This is a genomic window from Campylobacter coli LMG 9860 (assembly GCF_000254135.1).
In the GTDB taxonomy this organism is placed as follows: domain Bacteria; phylum Campylobacterota; class Campylobacteria; order Campylobacterales; family Campylobacteraceae; genus Campylobacter_D; species Campylobacter_D coli.
The window spans coordinates 1-17,261 of sequence record NZ_AINS01000030.1 but is presented as its reverse complement, the minus strand read 5'-3'; the positions used below and the strand labels follow the sequence as shown (position 1 = coordinate 17,261).

The 17,261-nt window shown below is 30.4% G+C and carries 16 protein-coding genes and 1 tRNA gene; 9 read left to right on the top strand and 8 right to left on the bottom strand.

What is annotated here, in order from left to right; all coding sequences use genetic code 11:
• Positions 1–28: 28 nt before the first annotated feature.
• Complete coding sequence (locus tag CCO88_RS04205; protein ID WP_072213556.1) at positions 29–1,303, bottom strand: aminotransferase class V-fold PLP-dependent enzyme; 1,275 nt, start codon at positions 1,301–1,303, stop codon at positions 29–31.
• A gap of 34 nt (positions 1,304–1,337) precedes the next feature.
• On the opposite strand from CCO88_RS04205, the gene CCO88_RS04200 reads away from it, so the two are divergent.
• Positions 1,338–2,222 carry a DUF234 domain-containing protein gene (locus tag CCO88_RS04200; RefSeq protein ID WP_025443318.1) on the top strand — a complete coding sequence of 295 codons (885 nt, stop codon included), beginning with the start codon at positions 1,338–1,340 and terminating at the stop codon, positions 2,220–2,222.
• Entirely contained in the window at positions 2,219–3,238 is a 1,020-nt protein-coding gene (locus CCO88_RS04195; protein ID WP_002784756.1) for a fla regulon two-component system sensor histidine kinase FlgS, read from the top strand. Before CCO88_RS04200 ends, CCO88_RS04195 begins: the two co-directional genes overlap by 4 nt.
• A 136-nt stretch (positions 3,239–3,374) precedes the next feature.
• Here CCO88_RS04195 and CCO88_RS10920 read toward each other — a convergent pair whose 3' ends face one another.
• The 3 genes from CCO88_RS10920 to CCO88_RS04175 form a co-directional block, all read right to left on the bottom strand.
• Positions 3,375–3,695, bottom strand: coding sequence for a hypothetical protein (locus tag CCO88_RS10920; RefSeq protein ID WP_002839547.1), 321 nt, complete (start codon positions 3,693–3,695; stop codon positions 3,375–3,377).
• Positions 3,696–3,824: 129 nt separating this feature from the next.
• Positions 3,825–4,259, bottom strand: a complete 435-nt coding sequence (locus CCO88_RS10615; protein WP_002839545.1) for a hypothetical protein — start codon at positions 4,257–4,259, stop codon at positions 3,825–3,827.
• Between the two features lie 480 nt (positions 4,260–4,739).
• Positions 4,740–4,826: transfer RNA gene (locus CCO88_RS04175), tRNA-Leu, on the bottom strand.
• Between the two features lie 249 nt (positions 4,827–5,075).
• Here CCO88_RS04175 and flgL point away from each other — a divergent pair.
• Entirely contained in the window at positions 5,076–7,328 is a 2,253-nt protein-coding gene (gene flgL, locus CCO88_RS04170) for a flagellar hook-associated protein FlgL (protein ID WP_002823784.1), read from the top strand.
• Between the two features lie 110 nt (positions 7,329–7,438).
• Positions 7,439–10,408 carry a DNA translocase FtsK gene (locus tag CCO88_RS04165; protein ID WP_002823785.1) on the top strand — a complete coding sequence of 990 codons (2,970 nt, stop codon included), beginning with the start codon at positions 7,439–7,441 and terminating at the stop codon, positions 10,406–10,408.
• A 70-nt stretch (positions 10,409–10,478) separates the two neighbouring features.
• Here CCO88_RS04165 and rpsO read toward each other — a convergent pair whose 3' ends face one another.
• On the bottom strand, positions 10,479–10,751 hold the full coding sequence (gene rpsO / locus CCO88_RS04160) for a 30S ribosomal protein S15 (RefSeq protein WP_002781371.1): 273 nt from the start codon (positions 10,749–10,751) through the stop codon (positions 10,479–10,481).
• 165 nt (positions 10,752–10,916) lie between these two features.
• Here rpsO and CCO88_RS04155 point away from each other — a divergent pair, with 165 nt between their 5' ends.
• The 5 genes from CCO88_RS04155 to CCO88_RS04135 are packed head-to-tail and all read left to right on the top strand — an operon-like array spanning position 10,917 to position 15,404.
• A complete protein-coding gene (locus CCO88_RS04155) occupies positions 10,917–11,327 on the top strand; it encodes an Rrf2 family transcriptional regulator (protein WP_002776925.1) in 411 nt (136 codons plus the stop codon).
• Complete coding sequence (gene flhA, locus CCO88_RS04150) at positions 11,314–13,491, top strand: flagellar biosynthesis protein FlhA (protein WP_002839543.1); 2,178 nt, start codon at positions 11,314–11,316, stop codon at positions 13,489–13,491. The genes CCO88_RS04155 and flhA overlap by 14 nt, the downstream gene beginning before the upstream one ends.
• A gap of 8 nt (positions 13,492–13,499) precedes the next feature.
• Positions 13,500–14,552 carry a DHH family phosphoesterase gene (locus CCO88_RS04145; protein ID WP_002839541.1) on the top strand — a complete coding sequence of 351 codons (1,053 nt, stop codon included), beginning with the start codon at positions 13,500–13,502 and terminating at the stop codon, positions 14,550–14,552.
• Complete coding sequence (locus CCO88_RS04140; protein WP_002776930.1) at positions 14,533–14,775, top strand: hypothetical protein; 243 nt, start codon at positions 14,533–14,535, stop codon at positions 14,773–14,775. The genes CCO88_RS04145 and CCO88_RS04140 overlap by 20 nt, the downstream gene beginning before the upstream one ends.
• On the top strand, positions 14,772–15,404 hold the full coding sequence (locus CCO88_RS04135) for a hypothetical protein (RefSeq protein ID WP_002785430.1): 633 nt from the start codon (positions 14,772–14,774) through the stop codon (positions 15,402–15,404). The genes CCO88_RS04140 and CCO88_RS04135 overlap by 4 nt, the downstream gene beginning before the upstream one ends.
• On the opposite strand, the gene CCO88_RS10610 is transcribed toward CCO88_RS04135, so the two are convergent.
• From CCO88_RS10610 to dsbI, 3 genes are all read right to left on the bottom strand, one after another.
• Positions 15,392–15,532 (bottom strand): hypothetical protein, encoded by a 141-nt coding sequence (locus CCO88_RS10610; RefSeq protein ID WP_002781373.1) that lies wholly within the window; start codon positions 15,530–15,532, stop codon positions 15,392–15,394. The two genes, CCO88_RS04135 and CCO88_RS10610, sit on opposite strands and share 13 nt — an antisense overlap.
• A gap of 124 nt (positions 15,533–15,656) precedes the next feature.
• A complete protein-coding gene (locus CCO88_RS04130; RefSeq protein ID WP_002818852.1) occupies positions 15,657–16,295 on the bottom strand; it encodes a thiol:disulfide interchange protein DsbA/DsbL in 639 nt (212 codons plus the stop codon).
• An 88-nt stretch (positions 16,296–16,383) separates the two neighbouring features.
• A complete protein-coding gene (gene dsbI, locus CCO88_RS04125) occupies positions 16,384–17,079 on the bottom strand; it encodes a protein-disulfide oxidoreductase DsbI (protein ID WP_002804921.1) in 696 nt (231 codons plus the stop codon).
• Positions 17,080–17,261 lie beyond the last annotated feature (182 nt).

The window sequence follows — 17,261 nt, the reverse complement described above, 5'->3', positions numbered from 1 at the left end:
GGTTCGAGCCCCGTCCGCTGCGCCATCTTTAAAATTTTAATTTAGCGATACTTTTTTGCAGTGCTTCAAAGAAATAATCAATATCTTCTTTTTCATGAGTATAATGCAAACTAATTCTTAGCCAACCCGGTTTAGTTTTTAATTCCTCATTGTCCTTTAAGCCCAATAAATCATGCCCATAAGGACCAGCGCAAGCACATCCCGCACGTGTTTCTATGTGGTATTTTTTACTCAGTTCATAGGCTAAGTCAAAAGGAGAAATATTTTTAATATTAAAAGCAAAGATAGGTAAGCGAGTTTTTATATTATTAGCATATAGGATTAAATGAGGTATTATTTTTAGTTTTTCAAAGAAGTATTCTTTTAAAATTTCTTCTTTTTTTTCTATTTCTTCTATGCCTATTTCATCCTTTATTTTAAAAGCTAAGCTCGCACGAATGAGTTGTAAAATTCCAGGAGTCCCTCCTTCTTCTAAAGCCTCTTCATTGCAAAGATAGCATTGAGAGGTACGCGAAACATAGCCTACAGTCCCTCCTGCGGCAAAACTAGGTTTACTTCCGCAAAGTTCTTTTTTAATTGCTAAAAGACCAGAACCTCCTATGCCGCCGATTAATTTATGAGAGCTTATAAATAAAGCATCATAATACTTGCAGGCTATATTTTTATAAGGGATAAAGCTTGACGCATCAAAAGCGACTATGCCTTTAAATTTACGCACTAACTTAGAAATGCGTTTATAATCACTTAATATACCTGTAACATTTGAAGCGAGGGAAAAACTAGCAATGATTTTTCTGTGTTGATTTTCTTTTAAAACTTTTTCTAAGATTTCAAAGTCTATATTTCCTTTTTTATCTAGGGGAATTCTTATGCATTCACACAAACCTTCGCGAAAAGAAAGCTCGTTAGAATGATGTTCGTAAGGCCCTACGATAACTAAGGGTAGGGTGTTTTTATCCACTTTATCAAAATACTTTTCTTTGATAAGTGGCGGGATGTAAATTCCAAGCAATTCTTGAAATTTTTTAATGGCGCTGCTAGAGCCTGATCCACAAGCAATAAGTGCAAATTCATCGCTTAAATCAAGGCTTGTTTTGATATCTTTGCGTGCTTGTTCATAAATTTGTTGAGTTTTAAAAGAGTTTAAAGAGCTATCAGAATGAGTATTGGCATAGCTTGGTAGTATTTTAGCAATTTCTTTTTCCACGCATTTTAGCGCTAAAGCACTAGCTGTAAAGTCAAAATGCAAGGTGCCTTTTTTTAAAATTATTTCTTTTTTTAAATCTGAAATTTGCAAGCACAATCCTTTAAAAATTTGCTAAAATTATACTATAAAAATACTTTTAAAAAGGAAAAATATAAATTTTAATCACTTTGCAAAATTTTGCAATACTTCAGCTTTAGCTAAAATTTTTGATTTTTATAGTGTTTTTGAGGGTTTTGAGAGTTTAGATAGTTTAAATTTTGAAGAAGATGTGTTTGAGAATATAGAATATCTTTTATTGAAAAATTACTTACATATTAAAGATTATTTTAAGCTTGATGAAACCGCTTCTTATGCTCTTAGCTTACTGGCTAAAAACAATCGTAAGCGTTTTTCTATCAATAGAAAAATTCAGCATTTTAAAGCTTTATCAACTTTAAAATATCTTTTAAGAGCGGGGATTATAAAACTTGAGCATAGCAAAGAAGCAAAAAGGATAAAAGATAAACGACAAAAACTTAAAAAAGAATTGAGATCTTATGTGATACAAGATAAAATTATCTTTGCCAATCACTTCACCCGTTTCTTTTTTTATTTTTTAAAGCCCAATGAAAAGTTGATTTTACAAAATCATTATGAAGAAGTTTTGGGATTGATTAAAGAGAAATTTGAGCTTTATCAAAGTTTTTGTTTTGAACAGCTCTCTAGGGAATTACTTGAGAAAAAATTTCAAGTGAGTGGGGTGCAAAGTTATTGGGATAAAAATTTAGAACTTGATCTTTATTATAAGGATGATGAGATAAGTTTTATCGGTGAAGTTAAATTTAAAAATAAAAAAATTTGTAGAAATATTTTAAATCTTTTAGAATCAAAAGCAAAATCTTTAAAGTTAGAACCAAATAATTATATTATCATTTCAAAAAATGGTTTTAGTAAAGAATTTTATAAAATTTGCAAGCAAGATTTACTTTTGCTAGATTTAAATGATTTTAAAATTTTATTAGAGGAAGATAAATGAATGAAAATATTTTAAAAAGTCTTGATTCAAGTGAAAAAGAAACCTTACAAAAAGGCTTACAAAGCCTTATAGAGCAAACTTATATCGTAGAAAATGAATATAAAATTTTAAATGAAAATTACAATTCTTTGCGTGCTATGGTAGATGAGATTATCGAGGTTTTGCCTAGTGCGCTTTGGATTTTAGATAAAGAAAAAAATATTATTTTGCAAAATCAAGAAGCCTTGAAAAAACCTAAATTGCTTGATATTATCAGTCTTGAAAAAAATCGTGATGAGCTTGAATTTGAGAATAGATTTTATGCGGTTAAAATTATCGCTCATAATGAAAAAACCATAGTTTCAGCTACGGATATTAGCGATGAAAAGCGTAATGAAAGACTTGCTAGTATGGGAAGTGTGGCGGCGCATTTAGCACATGAGATAAGAAATCCTATAGGATCTATATCCTTGCTTGCTTCTACACTTTTTTCTCGTAGCGAACTTAAAAACAAACATATCGTACTTGAAATTCAAAAGGCTATTGCTAGGGTAGAGCGTATCGTAAATTCTACTTTACTTTTTACTAAAGGTGTACACATCAATGCAAATGAGTTTAATCTTTTAGAATTAACAGAAGAGTGCGAAAGTGCCATAAATTCTTACAACTACTCATCTCAAATTGATTTTGAAATTAAGTTTTTAGATATGAAAATTTATGGAGATAAAGCACTTTTGTCTTTGGTTTTGCAAAATTTAATTTATAATGCCATAGATGCGATTGAAGAAAGCGAGTGTGAAAATCCTAAAATCAAAATTCAAGCAAGCTGTGATGAGCAAAATTTATACATTAGAGTTTATGATAATGGTTGTGAAATCAAAGATGAAAATGCAGTTTTTGAAGCTTTTAAGACAACTAAACTTAAAGGCAATGGGTTGGGCTTATCACTTTCTAAAGAAATCATTAATACTCATAAAGGAGAATTAAAATTTGAGATTTGGCCTAAAAATTTTTATTTTGTTTTACCTTTGCATTGATAATAATTAAATCTTATAAAATTTTTAATTTTTTAATTGTTAAAATTTGAAATTAAATATCAAAGATAGCTTTAAGTATACAAAATAGCAAGTCAATAAGCCAAAACTGCATACTAAAGCTTAATTCATATCGCTTTTAGTTTGTATTTTTACTTTGTCTGACAATTCTTTCACATAATTCTTTATATCCTGGGATAACTTTTTCTTCTTTTTTGCTGATTAGGTTTGAGGTAGGATTTTTTGTTACTTTTTTGGGTTTTGCTATGGTTTGATATTCTAATTCTCTTATTTTTAGAGCTTCTTGTTTGACTCCTAAAGCATCTTGGTTTAATATAAGAAAATCTCTGATGATTGTTTTATATATATCCATCATTCCGCGTTTAAAGTGAGGGATTGCTCTTTCTAGATTGGTATATCGTGCATCATCTTTTAAAAATACTTCGCATAAATGCGACATGGCATGATGAAATTCATTTAAAACTGGTATGGGGGCGCAAGAGATTTTTTACTTCTTTATATGTTATTCCTCCTCTATTTAATCCAAAAAAACCATAGTGCTCTGATGCGCGATTTAGCATTTCTATCGCTATTTTTTTCTATTTTCAAATCCTATATTTTTTCTGAAGGTATTGTATAGATCAATTGAATTATAAAATTCCACAACACACGAGCTTAATATTTGAGAAAGATCTCTATGGTGATTATCCATGTAAATTATTTTTTCTTTATAATGTATTTTCTCTGGTAATCTTTCTTGACAGCGTATAGCATTGATTATTTTTGCTACGATTTTTTGAGTATTGTTTTTATTTAATAAAGCTCTATAATAAAGTAAAAAGCAAAACACAAGTTCATAGTTTCTTCCAGAAATTAAGGATTCTCTATCTATTTGTAAAAATTGAGAATATAAAATATAGTATTCGAAGTCTAATTTTATGCTACTTTTGCCGACTTCTCCTTTTAAAAACTGATCTTCCAATTCAGTAAAAAAAGCATTTGTTTTTTTTATTAAATGCAACATTTGCAGGAAATATCGCTATTCCTTTTGCTTCCATACCCCCCCCCTTTTTTTTTAGTTATTGGTAATAGATTTTTATTTGTATCATAATTTTTTTATGAAAAATAATACAAATATTTCAGTTTAAATAAATATGACTTTTTAATTTTTTATTTAAACTTTCTCTATTGCGCGAACTATATCAAATTTTAGTTTAATTTAAGTTTAATAATACATTTTTAATCTTATTTAAGAATATAGGGCTATTTTTATCTTATTTTAAGAGAGTGAGCTTATTGTTTTTAAATAATTTATAATTAAATGTTTAACATAATTTAAAGCATATTTGCTTGCATAAAAATATTCTTCATATATTATAATAAATGCTTTAACTGGGAAAAACTAATATTAAATGAATTTTTCAAAACAAATGGAAACAATAAAAATACAAATGATAAATATTTTTATAATAAAATCTTTGAAGTTAGTTAAATTCAAGCGGAATGGTGCCTGAGGTCGGACTCGAACCGACACAAGGTTGCCCTTACCAGATTTTGAGTCTGGCGCGTCTACCAGTTTCACCACTCAGGCTTTGTAAGGTGTAATTATATCTATTTTAGACTAAAAAAGACTTTAAAAATATATAAAATATTTTAAAATTTATTTTTTATTTGCTTAAATGGAGTTTTGTATGAAAAATATCAAAATTTTTTAAGGATAAAATATTATTAAATTTTTATTGATGCCGATATTGTAAAAATAAAATTGGAACAATTATTGCTTGTATTTACAAAGCAATGTTTGAAAAGATTTATTTAAATCAAAACTCCAAGGATGAATATGAGAATTACAAATAAACTCAACTTTACAAATTCTATAAGCACTTCTATGGGCGCTCAAAGCTCTTTGTATCAGATTTCGCAGCAACTTTCATCAGGGATTAAAATCCAAAATTCTTATGAAGATGCAAGTGTTTATATAGATAATACTCGCCTTGAATATGAACTCAAAACTTTAGAGCAAGTTAAACAAGCTACAAACTCAGCTAAAGAAATGACTCAAAATAGTATGAAAGCTTTACAAGATATGGTTAAACTTCTTGAAGATTTTAAAGTTAAAGTAACCCAAGCTGCAAGCGATAGCAATTCTCAAACCTCAAGAGAAGCTATAGCAAAAGAACTAGAACGCATTAAAGAAAGCATAGTTCAGCTTGCAAATACCAGTGTTAATGGTCAGTATCTTTTTGCGGGTTCACAAGTAGCCAATAAACCATTTGATTCTAATGGAAATTATTATGGAGATAAAAATAATATCAATGTAGTAACCGGTGCAGGTACCGAAAGTCCTTACAATATCCCTGGATGGGATTTATTTTTTAAAGCAGATGGAGACTATAAAAAACAAATAAGCACTAATGTTAGTTTTACAGATAATCGTTGGGATTTAAATAAAGACCCTGATAAAACTAAATATCTCACAGGAGATTCTAAATGGCAACAACTTATCGGACAAAGTTATGTAAAAGATAATAGCTTAGATGCTGACAAAGACTTTGAGTATGATGATAGCAAACTAGATTTTCCTCCAACAACTTTTTATGTTCAAGGAACCAAGCCTGATGGAACAAGTTTTAAAAGTGCTGTACTCGTCAAACCCGAAGATACTTTAGAAGATGTAATGGAAAATATTGGAGCTCTTTATGGTAATACTCCAAATAATAAAGTAGTAGAAGTAAGTATGAATGATAGTGGTCAAATTCAAATTACAGATCTAAAGCAAGGTAATAATAAACTCGATTTTCATGCTGTAGCTTTCACACCACAAGCTGATGATAAAACTGAATTAAATGATATTATCCAAGCAGCACAGGATGAAGGCATTACAATGGAAGATGTTACAAACAGGGTTATGACTGCTGCACTAGGAAATCCCAATAATGGAGATATTACAAATTTAAATAATCCTGTAACCATTCAAATTAACGGACAAAACTTTGAAATTGATTTAAAACAAACTGATTTTATCAAAAGTAAAATGACAGATACAGATGGAAATGCTGCTAATGGAGCTGATTACGATAATGTGTATTTTGAAAAAAATGGCAATACTGTTTATGGTAATGTTTCTCAAGTTATCAAAGGAAGCAATGCTTATGCCACTGATTCAACCAAACTTAGCGAGGTAATGGCAGGAGATAGCCTAAATGGTACTACTTTAAATTTAAAAGTCAATTCCAAAGGTGGAAATTCTTACGATGTTACTATAAATTTACAAACTTCAACTGTAAGCTATCCTGATCCTAATAATCCAGGTCAAACCATAAGCTTTCCTATTATGCATACTAATCCTGCAACTGGAAATAGTGGGGTTGTTACAGGATCAAATGATATTACTTATGGTCAAATTAATGATATTATAGGTATGTTTGCTGCAGATAAAATTCCTACAACAACCATACAAGCCAATAATGGTCAAATTAATAATGCAAATTATACCCAAATACAACAACTCATGAAAGATTCACAAGCTACTGTTGATGTAAGTATGGATTATAAAGGTCGTATTAGTGTTACTGATAAACTTTCATCAGGAACCAATATAGAAATTTCTCTTAGTGATTCTCAAAGTGGCCAATTTCCAGCACCTCCTTTTACCACAACTTCTACTGTACAAAATGGTCCAAATTTTAGTTTTAGCGCGAATAATTCTTTAACTATAGATGAACCAAATGTGGATATTATTAAAGATTTAGATTCAATGATTGATGCTGTTTTAAAAGGCAATATGAGAGCAGACTCCGAAAGTGAAAACCCTAGAAATACAGGTATGCAAGGAGCTTTAGAAAGACTTGATCATTTAGCAGATCATGTTAGCAAGCTTAATACAACTATGGGAGCATATCATAATACTATCGAAGGTGTTAATACACGCACATCCTTTTTAAGCGTTAATGTCCAAAGTATAAAATCAAATGTGATTGATGTTGATTATGGTGAGGCGATGATGAATTTAATGCAAACACAGCTTGCTTATCAAGCTTCTTTAAAAGCTAGCACGACGATAGCGCAACTTAGCTTATTAAATTATATGTAAAAAAACTATGCTATAATGGCTTCTTAAAAAATTATTTTCAAGGAAAAATCATCAAAAAAGAAGCCATCTTTACAAGTTCTACTTTTGGTATCTTTTATCTGTGTCTTTGTATGCTAGCTCCAGATATGGGAGTTTGGCTTTATAAGGCAAATTTGTTTTTGTTTGGAGAATTTGCGTATTATTATCCTTTTTTCTTATTTATTTTAAATTATGTTTATTATAAAAGAAATTACAAATTAGCTAATTTTACAAGAAGAGAGCTTTTTGGTATAGGATTTGCCTTTTTCTCGAGTTTGCTTTTATTTGCAGTTTTTTATCCTAATTCAGGCTATATACTAGAGCTTGCTTATGCGATTTTTTCTACTATTTTGGGGCATACTGGGAGCGGAATTTTCGCTCTTTTACTTTTGTTTTTTTCTTTTATTTTATTGTTTCCAAAAACTACAAAAGAGCTTTTTAAAATTGAAATCAATTTTAATATTTTACTCAAAATAGAAAATGCTTTAAAAGTATTATTAATGAGAGTTTTTGGTGGAGAAAATGAAAAAGATGATTTAAGCAAGATAGAGCCTAAAGCACCTATTGTTACTTTAGAAAAGAATACAGCTTTCGTTCAAGAAAAAATTCAACATGAGAAGGAAAATTTAAACTTAAATCCAACAGAAGAGCTTGTTAAATATAACAATATAAACGCAAGCAAAAATTCCATAATCACCGCAAAAGAGAACTTTGAAAAACTCAAAAACCAAATTTTAGACGAAAAAGTAGAGATAGATAAAGAAAGCATAAAAGAAGCTAAAAGTTTCATTTATGAAAACTCGCAACAAGTAAGAAATTTTGCCCAAAAAGCGAGTAGAATGAGTATAAAACTTGATGAAGATTTTAATTTTATTTCAGAAGAAGAGGTAGATATGATCCCAGAACGATTTTTAAAACCTAAAAAGCTTGAGGATATTAAACAAATTGACACAAGCAATAAAAATTTAGATGAGCCAAGCTATAAAAGAAAAAATATTGAAATTTCTATACCTAAGCAAGAAATAAAACCAAAAATTTTTACTAAAGAATTAGAGCTTAGAGAAAATTTAATGAAAGAGGCAAAATTAGAACAAGAATACAAAGCTTATCAAAATGAAATTTTAGAAAATAAAGTTCAAGAAGAAATTAAAGAATTAGAAAAAAAGGATAGTTTAGAGCCCAATTTAAATCATATCATACAAGGAAGTAAATACAATTTTGGTACACCTTTGCAAGAAGTATCAAGCGCAAAAGAAGAAATAAAAACACAAAATGCACCAATTCCTTCTATCTTAGAAAAGACAAATGAGGTTGAAATTATAGACTTTGATGAAAGTGAAATTGAAATCAAAAAAATGGAAAGCATAAATAAAAGCATCCATGATTTTATACCTATAGTTGAAGAATTGGAACATCCTTATATAGAGCCTACTCCTATTATAAAAATTGAAGAGCTAGAGCCTTTAAATAATCAAATAAATAAACAAATCCCAATTCAAGAGAAAGATGAAATCACAGAGCAAGACAATAGCTTTAGCAAGGAGCAAATTTCACAAGAACCAAGCCAAGAAATCACTAGGCAAAAAGCAATTTTAGCTAAAGAAATCGAGCTTAACAAAGCTTTACTTAGGGAAATAGAGCAGGGCGAAATGGAAAAACCTAAAGATTTTGAGCTTCCACCGCTTGAGTTTCTAACAAACCCTAGTCACAACAAGCAAGAGATTAATGAAAGTGAAATTGATAAAAAAATCTATAATTTACTTGAAAAATTGCGTCGTTTTAAAATAGGGGGCGATGTTATCAGCACTTACATAGGACCTGTTGTAACTACTTTTGAATTTCGTCCGAGTGCAGATGTGAAAGTCAGTCGTATTTTAAATTTGCAAGATGATTTAACCATGGCTTTAATGGCAAAGTCAATCCGTATCCAAGCGCCTATTCCTGGAAAAGATGTAGTGGGTATAGAAGTGCCAAATGATGAAATTCAAACTATTTATTTAAGAGAAATTTTAGAAAGCGAAGTCTTTAAAAACGCAAAAAGTCCTTTAACCATAGCTTTGGGTAAAGATATAGTAGGAAATGCTTTTGTAACTGATCTTAAGAAACTTCCACATTTACTCATTGCAGGAACCACAGGAAGTGGAAAGAGCGTGGGTATAAATTCTATGCTTTTAAGCCTTTTATATCACAACTCTCCAAAAACTCTACGCTTAATGATGATAGATCCAAAAATGCTTGAATTTAGTATTTATAATGACATCCCTCATCTTTTAACACCAGTAATCACCGATCCAAAAAAAGCAGTTAATGCTCTTTCAAATATGGTTGCAGAAATGGAAAGACGCTATCGTTTAATGGCTGAAGCAAAAACTAAAAACATAGAAAATTATAATGAAAAGATGAAAGAGCTAGGGGAAGAAGAACTTCCTTTTATTGTTGTGATTATCGATGAACTGGCTGATTTGATGATGACTGCAGGTAAGGATGTGGAATTTTATATAGGTCGTTTAGCGCAAATGGCAAGAGCAAGTGGAATTCATTTGATCGTTGCGACACAACGCCCATCGGTAGATGTTGTAACAGGGCTTATCAAGGCCAATTTACCAAGTAGAATTTCTTATAAAGTAGGGCAAAAAATTGACTCTAAAGTTATCTTAGATGCTATGGGGGCTGAAAGTTTGTTAGGTAGAGGGGATTGTTTGTTTACTCCTCCTGGAACAAGCTCTATCGTTCGTTTACATGCTCCATTTGCAAGCGAATTTGAGATAGAAAAAATCGTAGACTTTTTAAAAGATCAACAAAGCGTAGAATACGATGAAAGCTTTTTAAAAGATCAACAAAGTATGGGCGTAACAAGTAGTGAAAGTATGAATAATGGCGAATATGATGAACTTTATGAAGATGCCAAACGCGTTATACTAAGCGATGGAAAAACAAGTATTTCTTATCTGCAAAGAAAGCTTAATATCGGATACAACCGCGCAGCCAATATTATTGATCAGCTTACAGAAAGCGGAGTGCTCAGCGAACCAAACTCTAAAGGACAAAGAGAAATTTTATAAATCTTTGGTAATTTAAAAGATTAAAGAATGATTTGAAGATCAAGCCCTGAAAAAAAGGGCTTGTGAAATTTTATTTATCTCTGAGATTTAATTCTGTAATTAATTTACTATAAGAATTGTAATCTTTTCTTTTTAGATAAGCTAAAAGTCTTTTTCTTTGACCTACAAGTTTTAAAAGTCCTAATCTTGAAGAAAAATCTTTTTTGTAGATTTTTAAATGTTCTGTAAGTTCTGCAATTCTTGCACTTAAAAGTGCTACTTGAACTTCTGTCGAGCCAGTATCGCCCGCTTTTCTAGCGAATTTCGCAACAATTTCTGCTTTTTTAGCCGAATCCAAAGCCATGATAGACCTCCTGATTGGTGATTTTAAAAGCTAAGATTATATCAAATAAAACAAAAAATAAGCTGAATTTTATATTTTTATTTCAATCATCATTTTTTAAGCCATTTTCTAAGGTTTTTTTATTATAATTAAAACTATTTTTTTATTAAATAAAAGGAGAAATCCGTGCTATTTACCAAAGCTAGCGAGTATGCTTTACTTTCTTTGATTTATATCGCTCATAAAGAAAATCCTCAAGATGTTGATTCTTTAGCATTAGAACTTAATATTCCTAAAAGTTTTTTAGCGAAAATTTTACAAACTCTAGCTAAAGACAATTTATTAAAATCCTTCAAAGGCGCTAAAGGTGGTTTTGCTCTTATTAAAGAGCCAAGTCAATACAGCATAAAAGAAATTGTCAATAGTGCAGAAAAGAAAGAAGTAAGTGTTTTTGAATGCAGTGGTGGAGTATGCCCTAATAACAAAGAAGAAAATTGTACTCTTATGCCAATGCTTGTAAATTTACAAAACAAAGTAGATGAATTTTTAGACTCCCTTACCCTAGCGGATATTATGAATCATAATGGCAAAAAATAAATTAGTCGATCTTGTTTTTCCTTTTTTGGGGCCTTTAATTGGTCCTGTATTAAGGGCTAAAAGCCTTACTATAGTTGGATTTATAGTATGTATTTTAGCTATTATTATCGTTCCTTTGCCAAGTCCTATTTTGGACTTTTTTTTAGCTTTAAGTATTGCTTTGTCAGTGCTTATTATTTTAATTTCTATTTATATCCCTAAACCAACGGATTTAACCACTTTTCCAACTCTTATCCTCATCATTACGCTTTTTAGACTTTCTTTAAATATAGCCACTACAAGAATGATTCTAAGCGAAGGGCAGAATGGTCCAGCAGCAGTGAGTGAGATCATCGCAGCCTTTGGAGAATTTGTTGTGGGTGGAAATATGGTCATTGGGGTGATTGTATTTTGTATTTTGGTTTTGATCAACTTTATGGTTGTAACCAAAGGTAGTACAAGGGTCTCTGAAGTACAAGCAAGATTTACCCTTGATGCGATGCCAGGAAAACAAATGGCTATCGATGCGGATTTAAATGCAGGACTTATTGATGAGCAAACTGCAAGAGCGAGGCGTCAAGAAATTATCGCTGAAGCCAATTTCTATGGTGCAATGGATGGTTCTTCTAAATTTATCAAAGGGGATGCGGTTGCAGGTATTATTATAACCATTATAAATATTATAGGCGGCTTTTTAATAGGTGCTTTTCAGCACGATATGGCCTTATCTGATGCAGCTTCCACCTATACTATACTTACCATAGGCGATGGTCTTGTATCACAAATTCCAGGACTTATCACTTCTACAGCAACAGCTATTATCATTACCCGCGCAAGTAAGGATGAGGAAAATTTTGCCGAAGGGACATTGACACAGCTTTTAAGCGAATACCGAACGCTTTTAATCGTAGGTTTTGTCCTTTTTATCTTTGCTCTTGTTCCAGGTTTGCCACATTTATCACTAGGTTTTATGGCTTTGGTATTTTTAGGACTTGGTTATCTAACCAAACAGGTAAAAGAGGGTAAAATCGAAGTTAATGCACCTAAAAAAGCAAAAGCAAGTGCGGCCAATGCTGCAAGTGGAGTGGGTGGGGCTGGCGGAGTTACTGCTCCTGCTAAAAAAAGCGAAGAAGAAATTTTAAAAGAAGAAGAGCATAAAATAAACGATATACTCAAGGTTGAAATTTTAGAGCTTGAGCTAGGTTATGGTTTGATAAAACTTGCCGAAAGCGAATTAACCGAAAGAATTCGCTCCATGAGAAGAAGTATTGCCGAAAGCTTGGGCTTTTTAATGCCAAAAATTAGAATTCGAGATAATTTACGACTTAAGCCTAATGAATACAGCTTTAAACTAAAGGGCGTATCTATAGCAAGTGCTGAAATTTATCCTGATAAATATTTGGCTATGGATAGTGGCTTTATCACAGAAGAGATTGAAGGGATTGCTACAAAAGAACCTGCTTTTAACTCTGATGCACTTTGGATAGATGCAAATTTAAAAGATGAAGCAACTTTAAATGGCTATATCGTTATAGATCCAGCAAGTGTGATCTCAACGCATATGAGCGAGCTTATCAAAGCACATGCAAGCGAACTTCTTACACGCCAAGAGGTGCAAAATCTTCTTGATAAGGTTAAAAATGATTATCCAATCATAGTAGAGGGTGCTTTAGGTGTAGCTCCTGTGAGTCTTATTCAAAAAATTCTTAAAGATTTACTCAAGCACAATATACCTATTAAAGACATGCTGACTATTTTAGAATCCATAAGCGATATTGCTGAAGTAAGCAAAAGCTTTGATATGATTATAGAGCATGTAAGGGCGTCTTTGGCTAGAATGATTACTAATATGTATCTTGACGATAAAGGAAATTTAGATATTTTCATTTTAGACTCTGCTAGTTCTGCAGTTTTAATGGAAAATGTGCAATTTAGAGATGGTAGCTACCATCTACCTTTAAGTGTAGCGCAAACAGGAACTTTGGTAGACACTTTAAGAGCTGAAGTTGCCGCAGTAGCAAATGGGCGTATCAAGCCTTTTATACTTTGTGTTGAGCCACAACTTAGAAAATTCATTGCTGATATTTGCTATAATTTTAATATCAATATAGTTGTACTCAGTTTTGCAGAAATAGCAGAAAATACAAATTTTAATACCGAAGGTATTATTAGGATAGAACTTTAAGGAAATCAATGAAAATTTATCATCTTTCACATACTGATCTTGATGGCTATGCCTGTCAATATATAGTCAATTTTTATTTTAAAAATGTAAATTTTTATAATTCTAATTATGGTAAAGAGATCAATGAAAATTTTAATGCAATTTTAGCAGATATAGAAAAAGATAATAGTTTTGGGCAGGCTATTATTTTAATCACTGACTTGAATTTAAATTTAAACCAGTGTGAAGAATTTGATAAAATTTGTCAAGAAAAAAATATCAAAATCTTTTTATTAGATCATCATCAAAGCGGTGAAGAGTGTGCTCAAAAATACGCGTGGTATCTACTGGATAATCAAAGATGTGCGACTAAAATCACTTATGATTTTTTCTCTAAAATTTGTAAGCCTGATTTAGAACTTTTAAATTTTGCTCAGGTTGTAAATGCTGTTGATATTTGGCTAAGTGAGGATGCGAATTTTGAGCTTGGAAAAGTTTTTTTGGGTTTGATTGCCAATGCAAAAGAAATCAATCGTGTGATGTTTAAAGAAGCTCAAGTTTTTTATATGTTTTTCTTGCTTGAAAGAGCAAGAAAATTTATAAACCAACCCAATTCACATATTTTACTAGATAATGCTATCCATTTTATTAAAAAAGATTTTTTTGCTAAAAATCATGATGACACTCTTTCTAATCTCATCTCTTATTTTGTAGTAGAAAAGCTTAGCGAGTTAAAAGAAGAATTCAGTATAGAATATGAGGGTCATAAGGGAATTCTTACCTCAAATATAGGCAATACCTCTATCATGGGTAATGAATTTTTAGTTAAAAATCCTGACTATGATTTTTTCATCGATGTAAGCTCTAGAAAAACCTTAAGTTTTCGTGCAAATGGTAAGATTGATGTAAGCTTGATGGCTAAAAAGCTAGTAGGTGGAGGAGGGCATAAAAATGCTAGTGGTGGGCTTTTTGCAGCTTATAAAGATGGAGCAAATTATAACTATATCAAAGCTCAAATCGTTGATTTGATAAAAAGTAAAGAACTCAAAAAAGGAAATTCAGATGCCACAAACACACAATAAAAATTTAAAAAATGAATTAGAAGATCTAAGATATGAATTAAGCATAGTTTTAGAAGCTATGCTTTTATATGCAGGTGTTAAAAGAGAGAAGCTAGAAAGTGCTATAGAAGCTTATATAGATAATATAGACAGTGTCTTGGAAAATTCAAACAAAGAAGGGGTTGATGAAGTTTTAGAAGTGGTAGAATTTTTAAAAAATCAACATTCAGAGCTTTTTCAATGAAAAAAGTATTTCCGATACTTATTAGTCTTTGTTCTTTATCGCTTGCTAATGTTTATGAAAAGCTCAATGATTTTGCATATGAAAAAAAGCCTAATAAAGATTTTAAAATTCAAGAAGTTAAATTGGTGCAATTTTTACAAGATGATAAAAATTGCCTTGAGCTTTTGATAGAAGCAGGGCAGGTAAGAATTCTTAAAAGCTATAATGAGTGTCAAAAATTAAGCAAGGATGCTGACTTTCAAAAATTTCTTAATGAAGATTTTTTAAGATTGTATAAAAACAATGGATATTCTATCAATGAAAATTTGCAAGATCTTAAAAAGGCTATGCAAGATATTATGATATATTATAAATTGCGTTTCGCTTTTAGTAAAAATATACAAGATATGAGCAAAAATAAAAATTTAAGCATTTTAAATATAGATGAAAAAGAAGGAGGCACACTTCTTTATAAAATCAACAATCAAGCTTGCGTAGCCATAGAGCTAGCAAGACACAATTCTAGAATGGCTATGAAAGTCTATGGAATGGAAAATTTAGATAAAGAATGCAAATTATTTATACAGGCTCCATCTTTTAAGAATATTTCTTTTACAAAAAATGATTTTAAATGGTATTATTTAGAATAAAAGAAAGTCTTTAATTTTAAAAGTATTTTTTTAAATAAAAGCACTAAAGCAGAGGGTTCTTTTTTACCAAGAGTTTTGAAAACACAATTATCAAGATCTTTTTTTTCTTGAACACTTAAATTTTTCATTAAAAACAACCTTTAAAAATATTGCGAACTAATTATAACTAAAGAACTTTATTTTTGCATTAAAAGAAAAATTAATATTAAATTTCAATGCATTATCTAGTGTTAGAAAATGCATTGTTTTATTTTATGGCATATTACTAAGTTTTTTGACGATATCTTCTAAAGCTTGCATTGAACTGATGGCGCTAGGATTGATTTGATATTTACCATTTACAACAAAAGCAGGAGTGCCATAAGTCCTAGCTATATCATTTGCTCTTTTAAATTCGTTTAAAATTTCTTTGGCTTTAGGGGTGCTTAAAAAATTCAATACTTCATTTTTATCGACATTCATAGCCTTTAAGCCTATATCATAAAATTCATCCGAGCTTGAAAAATTGTCCTGCTTGTTTATAAAATAAACTACAAAATAAACATCGGCAAGTTTATGTGATAAACTATCACTATAACTAGCATCTTTGCCATTTTGCTCATCTTTAAATTGGGCAAAGGCAAAAAGCTCGTTAAGTTCATTTGCGTATTCTCCATTCATAAGGCTCACAGGATAGAGTTTAAAATGCAAATTTGGAAAAGCCTCTCTAAGTTTTTCTAAGGTGCCAAATTTATGGTGATTGTAACAATGTATACACTTATAGGAAAAAGCCTCCACAACAGAATTTTTAGAATCAGGCAAAGTTTCTGATAGGGTGATAAAATCATCTGCCATCGCAAAAGTGCAAACAAGACTCAAGCTTGTCAAAAATTTTGTCATTTTTTTAAACATGATTGTTTATCCTTAATTTGATATAAAAAGTAATTCTATTTAAAAAGGATAAACAAGTAAAAAATTTAATCTTTAAAATAAGTATTTTTTAACCCAATATCTTAAGCGCTACAACTAAGCTTATAGTAATGATAGTAAAAACAATTTTTCTTTGACTAAAAACATAGCTTACAAACATTATAAAAAGTAAAATAAAAGAGCATAAAAATGCTATAAAACAGCAAGTAGCCATATTCATAAATTTCAAACTAGGGATTAAATACCAGCCATTATTATAAATTCCATTTTTTCCTACAAAAAATTCTTGGAAAGCATTTAAATAAGCAGACTTTGGAACCATGGGAAAATCCATTCCGCATTGTCCTACGGGTTTAAACCAAGAAGGAAACCATTCGTGTAAAGGCAGATTAAAAGGGTAGAGTGGAATATCGCGACATCCATTAACACCACTGAAAGGGTTTTCCGTGCTAATAGCTTCATGAATGCGATTTAAATTCAACGAATGTTCTAATCCAAGCCAAATTCCATAAAAAGCTAAAGTATAGGCAAGGATTTTAATAATGGTATTTTTAGGATTTATCAGCGCAATGATGCCTCCTAAAGCTATAATTAACATATCTAACCTTATATAAACACATTGTTCACAAGGTCTCATATAAAGATACTCTTGAAATAAAAAATGCGCTATTAAAACAAGGCTTATCATTATAATACTCATAATAAACCAAGGATTACGCATATCTTGCCATTTAGAAAAATAAACAAACCAATATAAATTTTTCACCTTATTTTTTACTCCTTAAATAATACTTACAGACAAGCAATCATTATAAAAGCTTAATAATAAATACATTCTTAAAAATTTTAAAATTTGGAAAATGTTTTGATGTGTAAATTCAAAAGAATAGGGTATTTATTTTTATTTTATAAATTATCATTTATTATATTATTTTGATAAAAATATAT

Bases quoted from the DNA above. Each gene is read 5' to 3' on its own strand.
- CCO88_RS10615 (WP_002839545.1), bottom strand. From the start codon at position 4,259: ATGTTGCATTTAATAAAAAAAACAAATGCTTTTTTTACTGAATTGGAA.
- CCO88_RS04135 (WP_002785430.1), top strand. From the start codon at position 14,772: ATGAAAAAAGTATTTCCGATACTTATTAGTCTTTGTTCTTTATCGCTT.
- flhA (WP_002839543.1), top strand. From the start codon at position 11,314: ATGGCAAAAAATAAATTAGTCGATCTTGTTTTTCCTTTTTTGGGGCCT.
- CCO88_RS04165 (WP_002823785.1), top strand. From the start codon at position 7,439: ATGCTAGCTCCAGATATGGGAGTTTGGCTTTATAAGGCAAATTTGTTT.
- CCO88_RS10610 (WP_002781373.1), bottom strand. From the start codon at position 15,532: ATGAAAAATTTAAGTGTTCAAGAAAAAAAAGATCTTGATAATTGTGTT.
- CCO88_RS04130 (WP_002818852.1), bottom strand. From the start codon at position 16,295: ATGTTTAAAAAAATGACAAAATTTTTGACAAGCTTGAGTCTTGTTTGC.
- flgL (WP_002823784.1), top strand. From the start codon at position 5,076: ATGAGAATTACAAATAAACTCAACTTTACAAATTCTATAAGCACTTCT.
- CCO88_RS10920 (WP_002839547.1), bottom strand. From the start codon at position 3,695: ATGTCGCATTTATGCGAAGTATTTTTAAAAGATGATGCACGATATACC.
- CCO88_RS04145 (WP_002839541.1), top strand. From the start codon at position 13,500: ATGAAAATTTATCATCTTTCACATACTGATCTTGATGGCTATGCCTGT.
- CCO88_RS04140 (WP_002776930.1), top strand. From the start codon at position 14,533: ATGCCACAAACACACAATAAAAATTTAAAAAATGAATTAGAAGATCTA.
- rpsO (WP_002781371.1), bottom strand. From the start codon at position 10,751: ATGGCTTTGGATTCGGCTAAAAAAGCAGAAATTGTTGCGAAATTCGCT.
- CCO88_RS04195 (WP_002784756.1), top strand. From the start codon at position 2,219: ATGAATGAAAATATTTTAAAAAGTCTTGATTCAAGTGAAAAAGAAACC.